16 protein-coding genes and 1 tRNA gene are annotated in these 14,873 nt (G+C 61.0%); 4 read left to right on the top strand and 13 right to left on the bottom strand.

What is annotated here, in order from left to right; translation table 11 throughout:
* The first annotated feature begins 81 nt into the window (after positions 1-81).
* Positions 82-399, top strand: a complete 318-nt coding sequence (locus tag DBIPINDM_RS11535; protein ID WP_258585830.1) for a hypothetical protein — start codon at positions 82-84, stop codon at positions 397-399.
* Between the two features lie 545 nt (positions 400-944).
* Here the strand turns inward: DBIPINDM_RS11535 and DBIPINDM_RS11530 are convergent.
* The 3 genes from DBIPINDM_RS11530 to DBIPINDM_RS11520 form a co-directional block, all read right to left on the bottom strand.
* Positions 945-1,400 carry a MucR family transcriptional regulator gene (locus DBIPINDM_RS11530; RefSeq protein ID WP_258585829.1) on the bottom strand — a complete coding sequence of 152 codons (456 nt, stop codon included), beginning with the start codon at positions 1,398-1,400 and terminating at the stop codon, positions 945-947.
* A 250-nt stretch (positions 1,401-1,650) separates the two neighbouring features.
* Positions 1,651-1,914, bottom strand: coding sequence for a hypothetical protein (locus tag DBIPINDM_RS11525; RefSeq protein ID WP_258585828.1), 264 nt, complete (start codon positions 1,912-1,914; stop codon positions 1,651-1,653).
* Between the two features lie 193 nt (positions 1,915-2,107).
* On the bottom strand, positions 2,108-2,800 hold the full coding sequence (locus tag DBIPINDM_RS11520) for an SOS response-associated peptidase (protein WP_258585827.1): 693 nt from the start codon (positions 2,798-2,800) through the stop codon (positions 2,108-2,110).
* Between the two features lie 132 nt (positions 2,801-2,932).
* Between DBIPINDM_RS11520 and DBIPINDM_RS11515 the strand changes: the two genes are divergently transcribed.
* Together DBIPINDM_RS11515 and DBIPINDM_RS11510 are read left to right on the top strand one after the other, a co-directional pair.
* On the top strand, positions 2,933-3,142 hold the full coding sequence (locus DBIPINDM_RS11515; protein WP_258585826.1) for a hypothetical protein: 210 nt from the start codon (positions 2,933-2,935) through the stop codon (positions 3,140-3,142).
* Positions 3,143-3,604 carry a hypothetical protein gene (locus DBIPINDM_RS11510; protein ID WP_258585825.1) on the top strand — a complete coding sequence of 154 codons (462 nt, stop codon included), beginning with the start codon at positions 3,143-3,145 and terminating at the stop codon, positions 3,602-3,604.
* A gap of 38 nt (positions 3,605-3,642) precedes the next feature.
* Here the strand turns inward: DBIPINDM_RS11510 and DBIPINDM_RS11505 are convergent, their stop codons facing one another.
* Together DBIPINDM_RS11505 and DBIPINDM_RS11500 are read right to left on the bottom strand one after the other, a co-directional pair.
* Positions 3,643-4,506, bottom strand: coding sequence for a plasmid partitioning protein RepB C-terminal domain-containing protein (locus tag DBIPINDM_RS11505; protein ID WP_258585824.1), 864 nt, complete (start codon positions 4,504-4,506; stop codon positions 3,643-3,645).
* On the bottom strand, positions 4,503-6,068 hold the full coding sequence (locus DBIPINDM_RS11500) for a recombinase family protein (protein WP_258585823.1): 1,566 nt from the start codon (positions 6,066-6,068) through the stop codon (positions 4,503-4,505). Before DBIPINDM_RS11500 ends, DBIPINDM_RS11505 begins: the two co-directional genes overlap by 4 nt.
* Positions 6,069-6,303: 235 nt before the next feature.
* On the opposite strand from DBIPINDM_RS11500, the gene DBIPINDM_RS11495 reads away from it, so the two are divergent.
* The gene (locus tag DBIPINDM_RS11495; protein WP_258589244.1) at positions 6,304-6,624 is read left to right on the top strand and encodes a YMGG-like glycine zipper-containing protein; all 321 of its coding nucleotides are present in this window, start codon (positions 6,304-6,306) and stop codon (positions 6,622-6,624) included.
* A 53-nt stretch (positions 6,625-6,677) separates the two neighbouring features.
* On the opposite strand, the gene DBIPINDM_RS11490 is transcribed toward DBIPINDM_RS11495, so the two are convergent.
* From DBIPINDM_RS11490 to DBIPINDM_RS11455, 8 genes are all read right to left on the bottom strand, one after another.
* Positions 6,678-7,145: a thermonuclease family protein gene (locus tag DBIPINDM_RS11490; RefSeq protein WP_258585822.1), complete on the bottom strand. Its 468-nt coding sequence runs from the start codon at positions 7,143-7,145 to the stop codon at positions 6,678-6,680.
* A 95-nt stretch (positions 7,146-7,240) separates the two neighbouring features.
* Positions 7,241-7,314: transfer RNA gene (locus DBIPINDM_RS11485), tRNA-Gly, on the bottom strand.
* 97 nt (positions 7,315-7,411) lie between these two features.
* The gene (locus DBIPINDM_RS11480) at positions 7,412-9,298 is read right to left on the bottom strand and encodes an acyltransferase family protein (protein WP_258585821.1); all 1,887 of its coding nucleotides are present in this window, start codon (positions 9,296-9,298) and stop codon (positions 7,412-7,414) included.
* A gap of 204 nt (positions 9,299-9,502) precedes the next feature.
* Complete coding sequence (locus DBIPINDM_RS11475) at positions 9,503-10,993, bottom strand: hypothetical protein (RefSeq protein ID WP_258585820.1); 1,491 nt, start codon at positions 10,991-10,993, stop codon at positions 9,503-9,505.
* Positions 10,994-11,095: 102 nt separating this feature from the next.
* A complete protein-coding gene (locus tag DBIPINDM_RS11470; RefSeq protein ID WP_258585819.1) occupies positions 11,096-11,551 on the bottom strand; it encodes a GtrA family protein in 456 nt (151 codons plus the stop codon).
* 32 nt (positions 11,552-11,583) lie between these two features.
* A complete protein-coding gene (locus DBIPINDM_RS11465; RefSeq protein ID WP_258585818.1) occupies positions 11,584-12,609 on the bottom strand; it encodes a glycosyltransferase family 2 protein in 1,026 nt (341 codons plus the stop codon).
* A 127-nt stretch (positions 12,610-12,736) separates the two neighbouring features.
* Positions 12,737-14,167: a sensor histidine kinase gene (locus tag DBIPINDM_RS11460; protein ID WP_258585817.1), complete on the bottom strand. Its 1,431-nt coding sequence runs from the start codon at positions 14,165-14,167 to the stop codon at positions 12,737-12,739.
* Positions 14,164-14,838 carry a response regulator transcription factor gene (locus DBIPINDM_RS11455; protein WP_258585816.1) on the bottom strand — a complete coding sequence of 225 codons (675 nt, stop codon included), beginning with the start codon at positions 14,836-14,838 and terminating at the stop codon, positions 14,164-14,166. Before DBIPINDM_RS11455 ends, DBIPINDM_RS11460 begins: the two co-directional genes overlap by 4 nt.
* Between the last annotated feature and the right edge of the window lie 35 nt (positions 14,839-14,873).

Here is a 14,873-nt window from a genome sequence, read left to right as displayed (position 1 = left end):
CCGGCAGATTACGACACTATCGTTTCTGGGACAGGGGGAAATGCGATGAAAGCTGCACTTGCTGCCACCTTGATAGCCTGCATGACGGTGACGCCATGCAGGGCCGCAACCAAAGCCGATAAAGTAAGGAAGCAGATTTCGGAGGCGATGGAAGGGCTGAAGGACTGCCCGACGCTATCCGTCAATCTTCCGAGGCTGCAGATGCTGCAGACGGAACTGGACAATCAGGGCAACATCAACGGCGCGCTGAAATCTAACGGCGACATGGCCATGGCCTTCGCTGGCACACCGCCTCCCGGAGGCCCCAAGCCGGAACCGCTTTCGCCGGCCTGCCAGAAGCTGATCGACGACTACGGATATCAAGGTAAAAAGATCAAGCGGCTGATCAACGAGCCGTGAATAGTTATTAAAGGCACTGAAAGATGGCCGGCGCCCTCGCTGGGAGGTTGCCTGAATGGCGCCGGCCGGACGGTTGCTTTTCAAATGCTGCCGCGCCTTGCCTAAAACTGAGCCGTGATGTTGCGTCGGGTGGCCGAGGCGGTCATGTACTACGCGTTACGCTCTCATAGTCCTGCGGCCTCCGGCCGGCTCCCAAGTGCCTCGAGTTCATCAAGCGGGAACTCAATCTGGTATCGGTATGGCGAACCTTTTGCATAGATACCGGCAGCATCTATCGAAAGGACGACCGCCCCATCCGTTTCGGATCTGAAATCGCTATCGCCCAACAGTCGATGGAAAATCGTCCGAGAAGCGCCTTCTCGTTTCGCAGGTCCTACCAGTATCCGCATTGCCTACTCCTGTTGCCTCGCAAATAGGAAGTAGCGCTCTTACGCCACAACAGAGGGCTCGAAGCAATTGCCCAAACCATGCGCCCCGATATGGGACAGGAGATCGATTGTCCGGCGCGCTTGCTTAGATCAGACGGTGCCATACGCGTTGGCGGATTAGGCTTTTGCTTTGCGCTTCGCAGGTGCCTTCTTGGCCGGCGCGACCGGGGCAGGCTTGCGGCCGAGCCCACTGGCCTTGGCCAGCGCCGACCGAGCTGCGGCATAGTTCGGTGCCACCATTGGATAGTCGCCAGGCAGATTCCATTTGGCGCGATAATGATCAGGGGTCATGCCCAGCAAGCCGAGATGGCGCTTCATCGACTTGAATTTGCGGCCATCTTCCAGGCTCACAATGTAATCCGGGAATATCGACTTCTTCGGGTTCACTGCTGGCGTGAGCGGCTCGGCTTGAGGAGGCGTGTCGCGACCTATCGAGGAGAGGGACGCGTGCACCGATGATATCAGATCCGCCAAGTTTGAGACTGGCACTGAGTTGTTGCTGACGAAGGCCGAAACGATATCAGCGGTGAGTTCGATAAGCTCGATGGCGTTTTCAGCTGTTTCTTCTGACATGTTTCCATTTCGTCCTGATCGCTATTGCGCCTGTGTAATTTGTGCGATCTGACCGCGCAAGCCGTCTGTTGGCGGGTGCTGCAGCTTCGGCCTGGCGAGCGCCTCGCAAAGGGATACGCGTCAGCCTATCAGGTGATGAGCCCCGCGGACTCGACCGAAGGCTGGCCAAAAACGACCCAGAGACGGCGAAGGCGGATTTTGTTCTCTGTTGACGATCTCACTCACAAGTCGATCGCCGACGCGGAAGTAGCTACTCCATATCCGGCACTTCGCCGCTGACAAACAGCACCGTTGGCGGTCCGTAATCGCCTAGGAGGGGATCGGCGTCCCGGCTCCAGGCCAGGACGCCGACATGTTGTCCTGAAAGTCCCTTGGCGGTGCGGGTGGCGCGCTCTTCGCTCTGCTGGTCAGTCGGCCCGTATGCCGTGAACAACTCCCCGTCGTCACCGCGGTCGAACGCAACGACCACGATCAGCTTCGGTTTCTTTTGGCCGGGCAAGATATGGTCTGACATTTGCGCTCCTAAAGGTATCGATCGCCGTCGGTGCGATGCTCGAAGCAAAACCAGTGCGATACTCCCCGCGGTCGGGCAAAACCCCAACCGGCGACCTTGCCGCAATCCTTGTGCTCGCATGTATGGCCGAGCAATTTGGCCAGGTCGCGTGGCGCCGATGTCATGCCCTCGCCAAGCTTGATCGGTTCGTCGCTCATAGCGGATTGATCGGCCCGACCAGGGCAGGGTGGTCGTTCGGTTGCTTGTTGACGACGGTCGAATTGACGTCGCGGCCAACACGGTTGAACTCAAGCTGTCCGTCAATGTCGTGGCTGAGGATATCCTTCAGGTCCTCCTTCGGCGTGGCCGGGTCGAGCCATGCGTCATAGTAAGCGTGGTCGAGAATGACCGGCTGCCGGTCATGCAAATTCTTCATCGGCTCGCCGGCGGGCTCCGTGATGATGGTGCAGCTGGTGATGTCGAGATTGGAGTTGTGCGCCCAAAGCCCGGCAAACGAGAAGGGCGCGTGACCTGGCAGATAGATGTGCCAGGGATCCTTCTTGCCGTCGGCCGGCGACATGGTCCATTCGTAGAAACCGTCAGCCGGGATCAGGCAGCGCTTCGATTTGAAGGCGTCCCGGAACGCCGGTGCGGTGTCGATACCCTCAATCCTGGCGTTGAACATGGCCGCTTTGGGCATCTCCTTTGCCCAGAACGGAACGAGCCACCAGCGCCCCTCGCGCAAACGGTGATTGCCGTCCTCGCCGGCGGTAACGAAAGGGACGTCCTGCGTCGGAGCGATGTTGTAGCGCGGTTCGTCGTTGCGGCCGGTCTCCGCCGGCGCCGTCAGACGGTAAAGCTGGTGGATTTCGGACCATGTCAGATACCGGGTGTAGCGGCCGCACATGTGTTGCTCCTGGTTACGCCTCCTGTGGCCATCATGCCAGCAGTGAACAAAATAGGAACATGAGAGTCAATACCTCTTGACCTGACAGGAATATGTTCCTTAATCCATCAGGTATCTGAGCAGGTATGGGCTATGGGAAAGCGCCAAAACGCGCCGGCCGGCGAAGCTATGTCGGAATTGGAGTTCGCGGCGCAGCATGCCATTGCTGCTGCCGGTGGCGACGCCGTGATAGCCCTGCTCAATGCGCTTGCAAGGAATTCCGCACTCGAACGCGAGCTTGCCCTGTCGCGCGCTGCGGTCTCGAATGGCTTCTCTCGCGGCTGGCACAAGGCACGCCCATAGATGGTCGACACTGCCGAGGACAATTTCCGCATTGAGGTTTGGGACAGCGAGGAGAAGACGCATCTCGAGACCATATGTCGATCGCCGGACGCGGTGGTAAGCCAGGCGGCCTGGCACGCTGCGATCCGGCGCCGGCCCGGCATGTTGCTGATCCATTACAACAGCCGCCACGTCATGGAGAAGATGATTACCCCGGGCGAGGTCAAGCTGCCGCCGCAGACCATCATAGACGGAAGCGTTCACGCCGGACTTGACGTTGCGTTGGGCGACCTGCGCAGCTGGCACGTTTTGCGCGCCCATTGTATGAACTGCTCGCACCATGCCGAGGTGAAGCCCGAAGGTCTGATCCGGCGCTATGGCAAATACGCTCTATTCAGCACTGTTGAGCGCGCTCTTTTCTGCACGAGTTGCAACAAGGGCGGACCGGTTCGGATGGAGATACACAGCATGCCGCGAAACTGAGGGTGATGGCCGAGCGCTTGCGACCCGAAGGCGCCACCTCAGAAGACAAAATGCGTGCGCCTTGGTCCGGTTTTGACTGGTTGGCTCGGCAAAGCTTCCTGACCCGCTGGAATGTCCAGTATCGTTTGGAACTTTGCGAGCTGCTCCGGGAAATCCCGCGCAAGGTGTCTGACCACCCGCGCGTTTTCCATCACCCGGTCGAGATAGAGTCTCGCCGCGATCAACTCCAGCACCCAGGTGCCACGAAGGCTGGCGCAGAAGAGAAATTCATCGTTCAGCAAATCAAATTCAGCTTCCATGATAGCCAGCTCGTCGGCTGTCACCCCGACAAACTTCTTCCTCGGCTTGGAGGGATCCACCAACTGCGACGCCGGAGTAAGCGTTGCGAGGAGTTGCGCATAGTGGAAGCTCACTCTCTTCAGGGCGATCATGAGCTTTGCCGCTTTGAGCTGCCTTTCCGGAACCATCTTGCGCAAGGACGCGAAGACCTGTGGCGGCACATTCCAATCCTGCAAAAGCTCGATCACCTCGGGAGAAACTCCATTGACCAAGGGCCTTGGCGCGGAACTCTCCGCAAGCAGGTTCAAAGTAGGCCCTTCGGTCAGGGCCTTCGGCACAGAGGCCAGGCTTTCGGCCGATAGCAGACGACGGAACGATTCCTGTTTGATCGGATATCGAAATACCTCGGTGATCGTCTCCAGAAGATGCCGAGAGATAATCGCTTCTGCGATCATGTCCCGCGTTCTTTGGTATTCAGCCTGATAGGTTTTGCACAGCCAGGGACCGGTGAACCACCTGTTGGGCTCTTGCATCTTTTCCAAAAGCGCAGCGTGCCTTGTGCGGTTATTCTGCAAAAGGCGGTCGGCGGCTTCCAAGCCTAAAACCGTGCGGCGCTCCGTCATGTGGCACTCCCGACGAATGTTCGCTCGGCCAGCGCAACGAGCGGATCAAGCGATCGGAAAACAAACGCATCCAGCTTCATTCCATTGTTGACATGGAAATCTCCTTTGAACCCCACGATTTCATGCATCGGAGCGATCAGGTAATCGCGAATGATCAGATTGCCCGGCTGCATGCGGATCAAGACGAAAATATCCGCCATGGCCTCTCGCACGGCCCTCGAAGACCAGCGGGGATAGGCACAATGCGAAACGCGACACCTGGCGATTGCGAGCGCTACGGTCAACTCGCCATTGATGCGGATGATCTCCGTTTCAGGGGCCTGGGAAACGCGGCCGCCTGCCTTGTCGACCGCGACGAGCAGGTCTTCCATAACGCGATGGCGGATAGCCGTGAGGCGCCTGTCAATCTCGATGAAATGAGACTTTCTGAGCGGCAGGCAACCGATCAGCTTGTATGCTCCGAGCAGACCTCCGAAATGCGCGCTATAGCGATAGGCCGAAGGGCATCCGGGCGCTGCGTTGATGATGTCACACGACAGTTTCCCATGCCGTTTGTGGAGGTTTCGTAGGGCTGCCAGCATCTCGTCATCGCTCATGTGAAGATAAAGCGATTTCAAAATTTGCTGTGCTTTGTCGAATAATTGGCGGCTGATGATAGGCTCAAAGGCGTTGTCCGCCCTGACCCATTGGTCCGGGGGATTGTACGCAACTTTGGTTTTCAGCTTGGTGCAGCGTCTATTCCAGACGTTGTTGCCGATATATTTCTCATTGGTCAGGACACGGCGCACGCCATAGCTTTTCCAAGGCCGGCCGAAGTCGTTCAGGATCCCTCGGTCATTCAGATATTTTGCGATTTGAGGTTCGTTTTTGCGTGACCTGACGAACAGGCGAAAGATCAATCGAACAGTGGCAATCTCTTCCGGTGGCCCCGGTACGATGATCACACGGTCTGTCTGGAAATTCTTGTGTTCATAGCGGGCGAGGATGAGTTTGGGCTGTCCGAACTGGTCGACCATCAGGCGGCTTAGTCCGAGTCCCTGTATCCCGCCCACGTGGAAGCCCATGCGGGCCATCCTCACCTGGCCCAAAAAGACCCGCTGTGACAACATCCTGCTGTACTCTGCGGCCATGCTGCGCTTTATGGCCTTCAGTACATCGGATCCGACGGTGCCATCGTTCGCGAATTGCTCGGCGCAAAACTCGATCCGCACACCCGCTATCTGACATCGATATTCGTAGGAAGCGCTTTCATCGACGCTTTGGAACCGGCCCCATCTGCTCACGTCGTAGACGACGACCGTCTCGTAATCGGCGAGTCCGTGTTCAATGTCGAACAGCAGCTTCTTGAGGCCGGGCCGGCCTTCTATGTGCAGCCCGCTACGGCCGGGGTCTTCATAGGTGGCGACGATGTCGTACCCCATGACCTCGGCATAACCGCGGATTGCATCCTTCTGATTCTCAAGGGAATAAGTCTGGTGCTCGGTGGACATTCGTACGTATTGAGCCGCGCGAACCCTTCGCCGCTCCTTAGGAGGTTCGCGCGCCGCAGCAACCTTATCCATCGCCTTGCACCATCGGACGAATGTCAATTCTAGCGGGCAGCGAATGGCAATTCCAGTCAACATTAAATCGAAGCGTTCGCTCCTAGCTTTGCGCTTTGGAAACCATGGCTTTCAACTCATGGGAAACCCTGACTCACTTCGTGAGAAGCCGCGCCGCCGTTCCGCCGCAATGCAACCGCATCGGCTTCGTTCGCCCCTGTCCGTCAGTCCCCGGGGCTTCAAAGGAGTTCCAATGATGATCATCAAGAAGGCTATTCTGGCGGTGCTGATCACCGCAGCACTTGCGGGGTGCCAGTCGCAGACTGAAGGCCAGCAGCGGGCCACCACCGGTGCCTTGCTCGGCGGTGCCGGCGGCGCGCTCGTCGGCCAGGCGATCGGCGGCAACACCAAGAGTACCGTCATCGGCGCAGCCGGCGGTGCACTGCTCGGCGCAGTCGTCGGCTCTGCCACCACCCCGCAGCAGCCCCGCGGCGAACAGATGTGCCGCTACCAGGACCGCTACGGCCGCATCTACACCGCGCCCTGCGACGACCGCTATTACAACGGCAATTATTGATGGGATGCGTCCTTCCGCCTAAGGGAGGACGCGCTCACCGTCGAGCGGCAGCCCTAGGTGACCGTCATTTGCCTACGCCATTCCCATGGCCTGTCGAACGATCCAGTCCATAGGCCGCGCTTGGCCTTCCTAGCGTCCGTCTCAGCCTTGGCATAGAAGCCAGCGCTGTATTTCGGCCAGTCGACCGCATAGCCATTCCTGACCATCCATTCGCCGATATCGACACCGCCTGCCGTGCAGACGGCGACCATGCGCTTAAAGCGGTCGCGGTCGACCTCAATGCAGGATGTCGGGCGGTGCGCATCGAGGAAGTCCGCCAAGGCGATAGATGCCTTTTGCCCGCAACGGTATTTCTTGCCGGCGGCGTCAAGGCAGAGCTGCGCACTCTCCGGCGCGTCGATGCCATTGAAGCGGACACGCTGGCCGTGGATTTCGATGGTGTCGCCGTCGATGACTGAGGCCGTTCCGGCGAGCGGTTCGGCCTTTGCTGACGCCGACAGACCCCAAACCAGCACCGTCATAAGGAACAGACCGGGGACCGATTGTGTAAAACTCGGTGTAAAACTGCCCATTTTGATCGGTCGTGAAATGAGGCGCAAACCCTTGTGGTATATGCTGGAGCGGGTAGCGGGAATCGAACCCGCGCGTTCAGCTTGGGAAGCTGACAGGCTACCATTACATCATACCCGCGCGTGCCCTCGTTACCATGAGGTTCGGCCTTCGGGCAATCGCAAAGCGATCCCTGAACAAACGCTTTCGCGGTTGCCTCCGCGCTGGTCCGGGATTCCTATTTTGCCTTCGCGACTTTGTTGCTGGCGGCAAAGCTAGGCCAGTATTTCGAGATGGCGAGCGTCGCGCCGGCGGAAGAGAAATGACCATAGTCGAAGTAGAGAAATTGCCTGGTGCCGGCGTCGGCGTAGGAACAGCCGGCCGCGTCGCACAGATAGGCCAGCGGGTCGATGAAATCGGCCCCTTTGACGAATGGCTGCACCTGTTTGTTGATGTCCGGATCCATGGCCATCGGCCAGGATGTGTTCGCGACATGGTCCCGTCTTGCGAAGAAAGCGATTTTCTGGACGTCGGCGATGAATTCCGGAGACTGGCCGATGACATAGACTTTGACGCCCATGTCGCGCAGCCGGTCGACCGTCTTCTGCAGGCCGTCGAAGCCCCTGGCCTGGTAGTCGGTCCATCGGCCGCTCAGGATCACGGCCTGGATATTGGCCTCGCGGATGATCGACAGCGCCCGTTCGTTGAAGCGCGTGCAGGCCGGCCTGGCATAGGAGAAGTAGCTCAGATTGGGTGGGCAGCCGGCATAGGTATACTGGATGACATTGGCCTGGATTTTCTCAGCGTTGGCCTCCAGCCCGGACACATAATGCGCGGCGAAGGAATCGCCCCACAGCAGCACATTGGTGGCAAAGCCGTGCGTGCGGGTGCAGTCGGCGAGGTTCCAGTCCTCGATCCGGCTCGCGCCCTCGTTGAAACAGACGCCGTTGCGCCAGTCACCCACCAGGATCCGTTGCGTCGAGAAGTCCGGGAACCGTTGCGGAAAACCCTTGCCGAGCGCACCGGCCACGCCGCCGACGCACAGCAAGGCGATCGCCGTGGCCGAGAAGGCGAAGATGGGCAGCGGGGCGGTGAAGGCCCCCTTCCGGCGGAAGGGCTGCTCGACATACTTCCATGAGAATGTTGCCAACGCGACGCTCGCCACCGTCATCACCATGATCGTCGGCACGCCGATGGCTTTCAGCGAGAGATAGTGGACGAACGAATTGATCGGCCAGTGAACGAGGTAGAGCGAATAGGAGATGAGCCCGACCCAGACCAGTGGGGTCAGCTGAAGCACGCGCGTCGCGACAGGGACCGGCCTGTCGGCATGCGCCTGGCCCGCAAAGATGAGCAGCGCCGTTCCGATGCAGGGGAACAGGGCATTGTAGCCCGGAAACGGGTCGCTCTCCGAAATCGTCAGAAAGCCGAAGGCGATCAGGCCAAAACCGGCGAGGCCGATCAGTTCCGTCAGCGGGCGGCTGGCAAGCGCCGGCGGTTTTTTCAGCATCAGAATGGCGCCCAGCGCCAGTTCCCAGATGCGTGTCGGCAAGAGGTAGAAGCCGGCGGTCGGCGCCAGCGTGGTTGCCATGACCGCCAGGACAAAACTGCCGATGGCGATCGGCAGCAATATCGTCAGCCAGCGCTTCGAGGCGTATCGGTAGATCAGATACACCAGGATCGGCGCGAAGATATAATACTGCTCCTCGACCGAAAGCGACCATGTGTGCAGCAATGGCCGCAGTTCCGCGTCGATGGAGAAATAGTTCGTCGTCTTCCAGAAATAGATGTTCGACCAGAAGGTCGAGGCCGCGATCACGCTGAGACTGTATTCGCGAAGGTCGGACGGCAGGAGGATGAACCAGGCGGCGATGCTGGCGAGCAGGATGACGAAAGTCAGCGCCGGCAGGATGCGCCGCGCACGGCGCCAGTAGAAGCGGCCGATCGAGAACTGGCCGCGCTCGAGATCGTCGAGCAGGCTGCCGCTGATCAGATAGCCCGATATGACAAAGAAGATGTCGACGCCGGTGAAGCCGCCGGGAATGGCGGATACGCCGAAATGGAAGAGCACGACCGGCAGCACCGCAACGGCCCGCAGGCCATCGATATCGCGTCTGTAGTTCATTCGGCCGGTCCGTACGCCGTGGCCCGTGGCAGTCGTGCGGCGGAACCTGACATGCTGCTCATACGGCGATCCCCGTCGTAGTCGTGGCTCGTAGCCCCACGGACTGTGCTCTGCAGCAGAAGTTTGCTGCACTGCAACATGCATGTCAAGGCATATGCCGCCCTTTGAACGCTGGCGAAGCCGGTTTCGCAGGAGCGCGGTAGATCAGGCGCCGGGCAGGTAGATCACGGCGTCGTCGTCGGCATAGGCCCGCTTCCAGCCCAGCTCCGTGAAAAAGGGGATGCGGGTGTCGTCGGCCGTAAGGAGTGCCCAGCCGATAGCATATTTCTTCAGCTGGGCCTCGAGCAGCGGTTTTCCGTCGCTGTGCCCCGTCGCCTCGTCGGTTTTCGTGAACCCGCCCAGGAACAGCTGGTCCGTCCTGCCGTCGATATAGGTCTTGATGCCGTGGAAAATCAGCGTGCCGCCGAAATTGTAGGAATTCAGCACGTTGCTCGTGAGGTGGTTATCCCTGGCGAATGCGAGGGCGCCGCTGGCGGATGTTTTCGGGCTCGGCGCCACCTGGTAGGCACTGCCGAGGATGAAGACCGAGCCGAGCAGCAAGACAGCCATCGCGCCGCAGATCGCGTAGAACCGGCTGGCGAAGAGTTTTTCCAGCCCGTCACGCTTTTCCGCCAGCCAGGTCGTCGCTGAGAGCGAAGGGTATTGCTGTGCGACCTCGACCGCGACCACCAAGGGGATCAACAGGAAGGGCAGATACACAAATCGCAGATGGGTGAGATAGACATGCAAGGCGAAGACGATGAACAACGCCTTGGCCCAGCCGATCCGCGGCCTCGATACCAAAAGCCCGAAAAGCGCCAACAGCAGCGCCGCTTCCTGGAAGAGCTGCTCCTGGGCATTGAACGGTCGCCATTCCAGGATAAGGGGCACCGCCTCGTTGCCATAGGCCACGGTGAACGTCGCCAGGATGGCCTTCACCCCATAGGGGTGCAGTAAGCTGACCAGCGGGCAGAGCAGGCCGAAAGCGACCCATTTTGCCAGCAGGACGGGTTTCGACAGGCCCGAGCGCGCCAGGAGAGCGAGCCCGGCAAAGGCGGCGATGACGAAGCTCAGGGTGAACGTGGCATGCAGGTTGGCCCACAAGATGACAAGTGCGAGCAGCCACAAAGGCGGGGCCTTCTCTTCCTGCGCGGCACTAAACAGCATTGCCGTCCAGACGACGATGATCGGCAAGGTGAAGACGTGGGGGCGCGCGGTATAGATCGGGGCGATCAGGAAAGCCGCGGCGAAGGCCAGCGCTATCGCCAGTATCGGCTTCAGCCATGCGCTGAGGAACCAGCTCATCAGGAAGACCGTCAGGCCGACCGTGGCGATGATCAGGGTGACGACGCCATTCCAGCCGCCCGCACGGTAGGCAAGGGCCAGAAAGACTTGCCCCAGCCATTCCTTGGCGATCCAGGGTTGGCCGGCGAACGTATAGGAATAGGGGTCGACGGCCGGAAACGTCCGGTTTTCCAGGAAGTCGAGCCCGACCTTCACTTGCCACCAATTGTCGGGATCCTGCAGGATCGCGCCGGCAAAGGCGGTGAGCACGGAGGCCACGACGCAGGCGCCGAGAAGGCAGAATATCAGCCTGATGCGTTGCGCGTCCCCGAGCGACGGCGCCGCCGTCGCGATTGCAGAGGCCTGGGTCATGTCGCAGCTCCGAGCGACGGCGTCGCCGTCGCGATTGCAGAGGCCTGGGTCATGTCGCAGCTCCGAGCGACGGCGTCGCCGTCACGATTGCAGAGGCCTGGTTCATGTAGCAGCTCCGGGCCATTTTGCGTTCGTTGCGGCCACGGGATCATCCGCGCCGCCGACAAAGACGAACCGGGCCGAGCCAAGATAGAAGATGATCGAGTAGAGGCAATTTCCCGCCAGATGGACAAACGGGTTCTCGATGAAGCCGGCGGACATGGCGGCGATCACGACGCCCAGATTGGCGCCATAGGCGACGACGAAGGTGATCGCGTATCGGGCGACCGCGCCGGGGCGAAAGCCGCCGGCACGTCCGAACGTCCATTGGCGATTAAGGAAGAAGCCAAGCGTGAGGCCCGCGATATAGCCTGCCGCATTGGAGACGATGTCGCCGAGGCCCAGCGCCAGGCCGGCCAGGATGAGCGTATATCCAAGCGCCGTGTTGACAAGCCCGACGGCGCCAAAGCGCAGCAGCCGCGCGACATCAGATGGAAGAGCCGACCGCATCCTGCCCATGCCGTTCCCGCTGCATCCGCTCGACCTTCGCGTCAGCCACGCGCGGCTCTTTTCGCCATCTCCTGCAGGCGATGGACGGGCAGGTCGCTGTCCTTGGCTGGCCGGTCGCGCGCAACGATTTCGTTGACGAAGTAGAGCGGCCGCCGTTTCGTCTCCATGTACATGCGGCCGAGATACTCGCCGAAGATGCCGAGCACCAGAAGCTGGACACTGCCCATGATCAGCATGATCGCGGCAAGGCTCGTCCAGCCGGGCACCACGTTGCCCCGGGACCATTCGAACAGCGTATAGCCAAGCACGACCAGCCCGAGCAGGCCGAACATCATCCCCAGCAGCGAGGCAAACCGCAACGGCACGATCGAAAAGCTGGTCATCGCGTCGACCGCCAGAAGAACCATCTTCTTCAGCGGGTAGTGGGTGGTGCCGGCAAAGCGCCGGTGCCTTTCATAGGGGAAGGCGACCTGCCTGAGCCCGATCCAGCTCACCATGCCGCGAATGAACCTGTAGCGTTCGGGCATCGCATTCAGATGGTCGAGCGCACGGCGGCTCATCAGCCGGAAGTCTCCGGAGTCCGGCGCGATCTCGACATCGACCATCCGGCCGAGCAAGCGGTAGAACATCGAGGCGGAAGCCAGCTTGAACCAGCTTTCGCCGTCGCGTTTCACCCTCTGGCCGTAGACGACGTCGAAGCCTTCATCCATCTTCGCCATCATCGCGCTGAGCAGTTCGGGCGGATCCTGGAGGTCGGCGTCGAGAATGAGAATGCGCTCGCCGCGGCAGAACTCCAGCCCCGCGCTCAAGGCGATCTGGTGGCCGTAATTGCGGGCAAGGTCGATGGCGACGACATGGTCGTCCTTTTCGGCCAGTTCGAAAATGGCCTCGCGGGTGCCGTCGGTCGCTCCGTCGATGACGAGCACAATCTCATAGGAAGAGCTTTGCTCGAGGCACACGGCGCTGACGCGTCGGTGAAGCTCGGCCACGCCGTCGCGCTCATTGTAGCATGGCACGACGACCGACAGGGTGATTGCGCGGTGCGCGCCGATTTTTCCCGTTCCCACCAAAGCCTGGCTCCCGCTCTTGGAATGGCAATAGCGGCAATTGGTTAGAAAACAGATAAGCCAGGGACCGACACGGGGTCATCGGCCAAGCTGACCGTCATGTGTTCGGCGCCATCGGCGGCCACCATCACGAACGCACCGGCAGCTCCATGCGGATGCGGGCGCCGCGCCATGAGCCCGTCAGGATGCGGATCGTTCCGTCATGCAGCAGCGCGATCTGTCGGGCGAGGTTCAGTCCGAGCCCCGCCCCGCGCGACTGCGGCTGCAAGCGGTAAAAGGGCTCGAAGACGTTCTCGTGCTCTTCCGCGGGAATGCCCGGGCCTTCGTCGCGCACCTCGACGCCACCGGTCCCGTCGATGGCGATCGTGATCGTGCCACTGCCGCCGCCATGCTCGATTGCATTGCGCACGAGGTTGGCGAGCGCGCGCTCGATCTGCAGGACATTGACCTCCACCTGGGCCTTGCCGGGCGGAGGCTCGAAGGCAAGGTCATAACCGGCCTCGATGGCCAATGGGGCGAAGTCGGCGGCGACCCGGCTGACGAGGTCGTCGAGATCGACGATCTGGCGCTGGTCCGACGGCCGGTCGAGCAACTGATGGTCGAGCAGTTGCTGGGCAAGATGCGACAGGCGCTCGATGTCATGCAGCAGCCGCACGCTCTGCGGCTCCTGCTTCAGCAGTTCGGCACGCGTGCGCAGGATGGCGATCGGCGTGCGCAGTTCATGCGCCGCGTCGGTGAGGAAGCGGTTGTGCCGGTCATAACCCTGCGCGAGGCGGGCAAGCGCCTCGTTGAAGGCGTGCACCAGCGGCGCGATTTCCTGCGGCACCTGCTTGACCGGCAGTTGCATGGCGCGGGTGCCGATGTCGATGCGCGCCGCCTGGCGGACCGTTTCGACAAGGCCGGCAAAGGAGCGGCGTACCACGGCTGGCGTGGTCACCAGGGTCGTCGTGCCCATGACGAGGATGATGGGCAACAGCAGGATCGCGATCACGAGCGCGAGCGCCGGCAGGGCACGCTCCCAGTTCCTGCTGCCATCCGGATTGCGGGCGACTTCGACGGTGGCCGAAATGTTGATTTCGAGGCCGTCGGTCTGTTGGCGCGACGACTGCGTCGCGGCGATGATCTGCACCGTGCCGGCCCTGGTCGAAGCGTTCTCGATATAGGCTTCCGGCCGCATGTCCTTGTCGGAGAATCCGATTGTGGCGTGATCGGCCCCGCCAAGCAGGTCGCCGAAACTCTTGGTGTAGATGTCGGGTATGTTGCCGGCGCGGACGCTCTCGCCGCTGCCATCGCGAACGATGTACCAGACATTGGGGAAGCCCTCGCGAAACGCGGTGAGTTCTTCCGTTTCACGCACGATCAGCCTGCCGTCCTTGTCTCGGTCGACGGCATCCTTGACGGCCGCGACGGCAGCCTCGTTGTCGATCAGCAGGCGCGGATTGGCGATCCAAAGTGCTGCCGCGCAAAGCACGATGAAGATGAGCAGCGTCGCTGCCTGCAGCAGGATCAGCCGCCGGACCAGGATCCATTGCAGCGAGCGCGTGCGCACCTTCTTCACGAGACCGCCCGCAAGAGATAGCCAAGGTTGCGGATCGCCCGGATCTCGATGCCGGCGGCGACATCGTCGAGCTTGCGGCGCAGCCGCGAAATGTGCGCATCGAGCGCATTGGAGCCGATCTCGTCATCCAGCGCATAGACGGCTTCCTCCAGCGCGCTGCGCATGATGGTCCGGCCCGGCCGGCGGATCAGCGTTTCGAGCACCAGCCTTTCGCGTCGTGGCAGATCCAGGGTCTGATCCTCGACCAGTGCCTCGCGGTGGCGGAAATCATAGGTGAGGCGGCCGACCATCATCTGGTTGGCGCGCGAGGTGAACGAGCGCCGGTGCAAGGCATGAAGCCGCGCGACGAGTTCCACCGTTGCGAAGGGCTTGACCATATAATCGTCGGCGCCGGCATCGAGCCCGGCGACGCGGTCGTCCAACCCGCTCATCGCCGTCAGCGCGATGACAGGCACATCCAGGTGCAAGGCGCGCAGGCGCGGTATGAGGCTGAGGCCGTCGCCATCCGGCAGCCGGCGGTCCAGCACCACCGCGTCGTGATAGCCCAGACGCGCCATCGCCTCGGCATCGGCCAATGTCGCTGCATGGTCGACGATGATGTCCAGACGCTCGAGAGCGGCCTTCAGCACGGAGGCCATTTCCGGTTCGTCCTCGATCAACAGGACGCGCATGCGTATTCTCCTTTATCCACGGCCGGTCGGGATAC

Origin of the sequence: Mesorhizobium sp. AR02 (genome assembly GCF_024746835.1) — a bacterium.
Classification (GTDB): domain Bacteria; phylum Pseudomonadota; class Alphaproteobacteria; order Rhizobiales; family Rhizobiaceae; genus Mesorhizobium.
Note: the sequence above shows the minus strand (reverse complement) of the source record. Positions and strands in the feature narration are given on the sequence as shown.

Excerpts from the sequence above, each read along its gene's own strand:
- DBIPINDM_RS11535 (WP_258585830.1), top strand. The coding sequence starts at position 82 with ATGACGGTGACGCCATGCAGGGCCGCAACCAAAGCCGATAAAGTAAGG.
- DBIPINDM_RS11530 (WP_258585829.1), bottom strand. The coding sequence starts at position 1,400 with ATGTCAGAAGAAACAGCTGAAAACGCCATCGAGCTTATCGAACTCACC.
- DBIPINDM_RS11525 (WP_258585828.1), bottom strand. The coding sequence starts at position 1,914 with ATGTCAGACCATATCTTGCCCGGCCAAAAGAAACCGAAGCTGATCGTG.
- DBIPINDM_RS11520 (WP_258585827.1), bottom strand. The coding sequence starts at position 2,800 with ATGTGCGGCCGCTACACCCGGTATCTGACATGGTCCGAAATCCACCAG.
- DBIPINDM_RS11515 (WP_258585826.1), top strand. The coding sequence starts at position 2,933 with ATGGGAAAGCGCCAAAACGCGCCGGCCGGCGAAGCTATGTCGGAATTG.
- DBIPINDM_RS11510 (WP_258585825.1), top strand. The coding sequence starts at position 3,143 with ATGGTCGACACTGCCGAGGACAATTTCCGCATTGAGGTTTGGGACAGC.
- DBIPINDM_RS11505 (WP_258585824.1), bottom strand. The coding sequence starts at position 4,506 with ATGACGGAGCGCCGCACGGTTTTAGGCTTGGAAGCCGCCGACCGCCTT.
- DBIPINDM_RS11500 (WP_258585823.1), bottom strand. The coding sequence starts at position 6,068 with ATGGATAAGGTTGCTGCGGCGCGCGAACCTCCTAAGGAGCGGCGAAGG.
- DBIPINDM_RS11495 (WP_258589244.1), top strand. The coding sequence starts at position 6,304 with ATGATCATCAAGAAGGCTATTCTGGCGGTGCTGATCACCGCAGCACTT.
- DBIPINDM_RS11490 (WP_258585822.1), bottom strand. The coding sequence starts at position 7,145 with ATGACGGTGCTGGTTTGGGGTCTGTCGGCGTCAGCAAAGGCCGAACCG.
- DBIPINDM_RS11480 (WP_258585821.1), bottom strand. The coding sequence starts at position 9,298 with ATGAACTACAGACGCGATATCGATGGCCTGCGGGCCGTTGCGGTGCTG.
- DBIPINDM_RS11475 (WP_258585820.1), bottom strand. The coding sequence starts at position 10,993 with ATGACCCAGGCCTCTGCAATCGCGACGGCGGCGCCGTCGCTCGGGGAC.
- DBIPINDM_RS11470 (WP_258585819.1), bottom strand. The coding sequence starts at position 11,551 with ATGGGCAGGATGCGGTCGGCTCTTCCATCTGATGTCGCGCGGCTGCTG.
- DBIPINDM_RS11455 (WP_258585816.1), bottom strand. The coding sequence starts at position 14,838 with ATGCGCGTCCTGTTGATCGAGGACGAACCGGAAATGGCCTCCGTGCTG.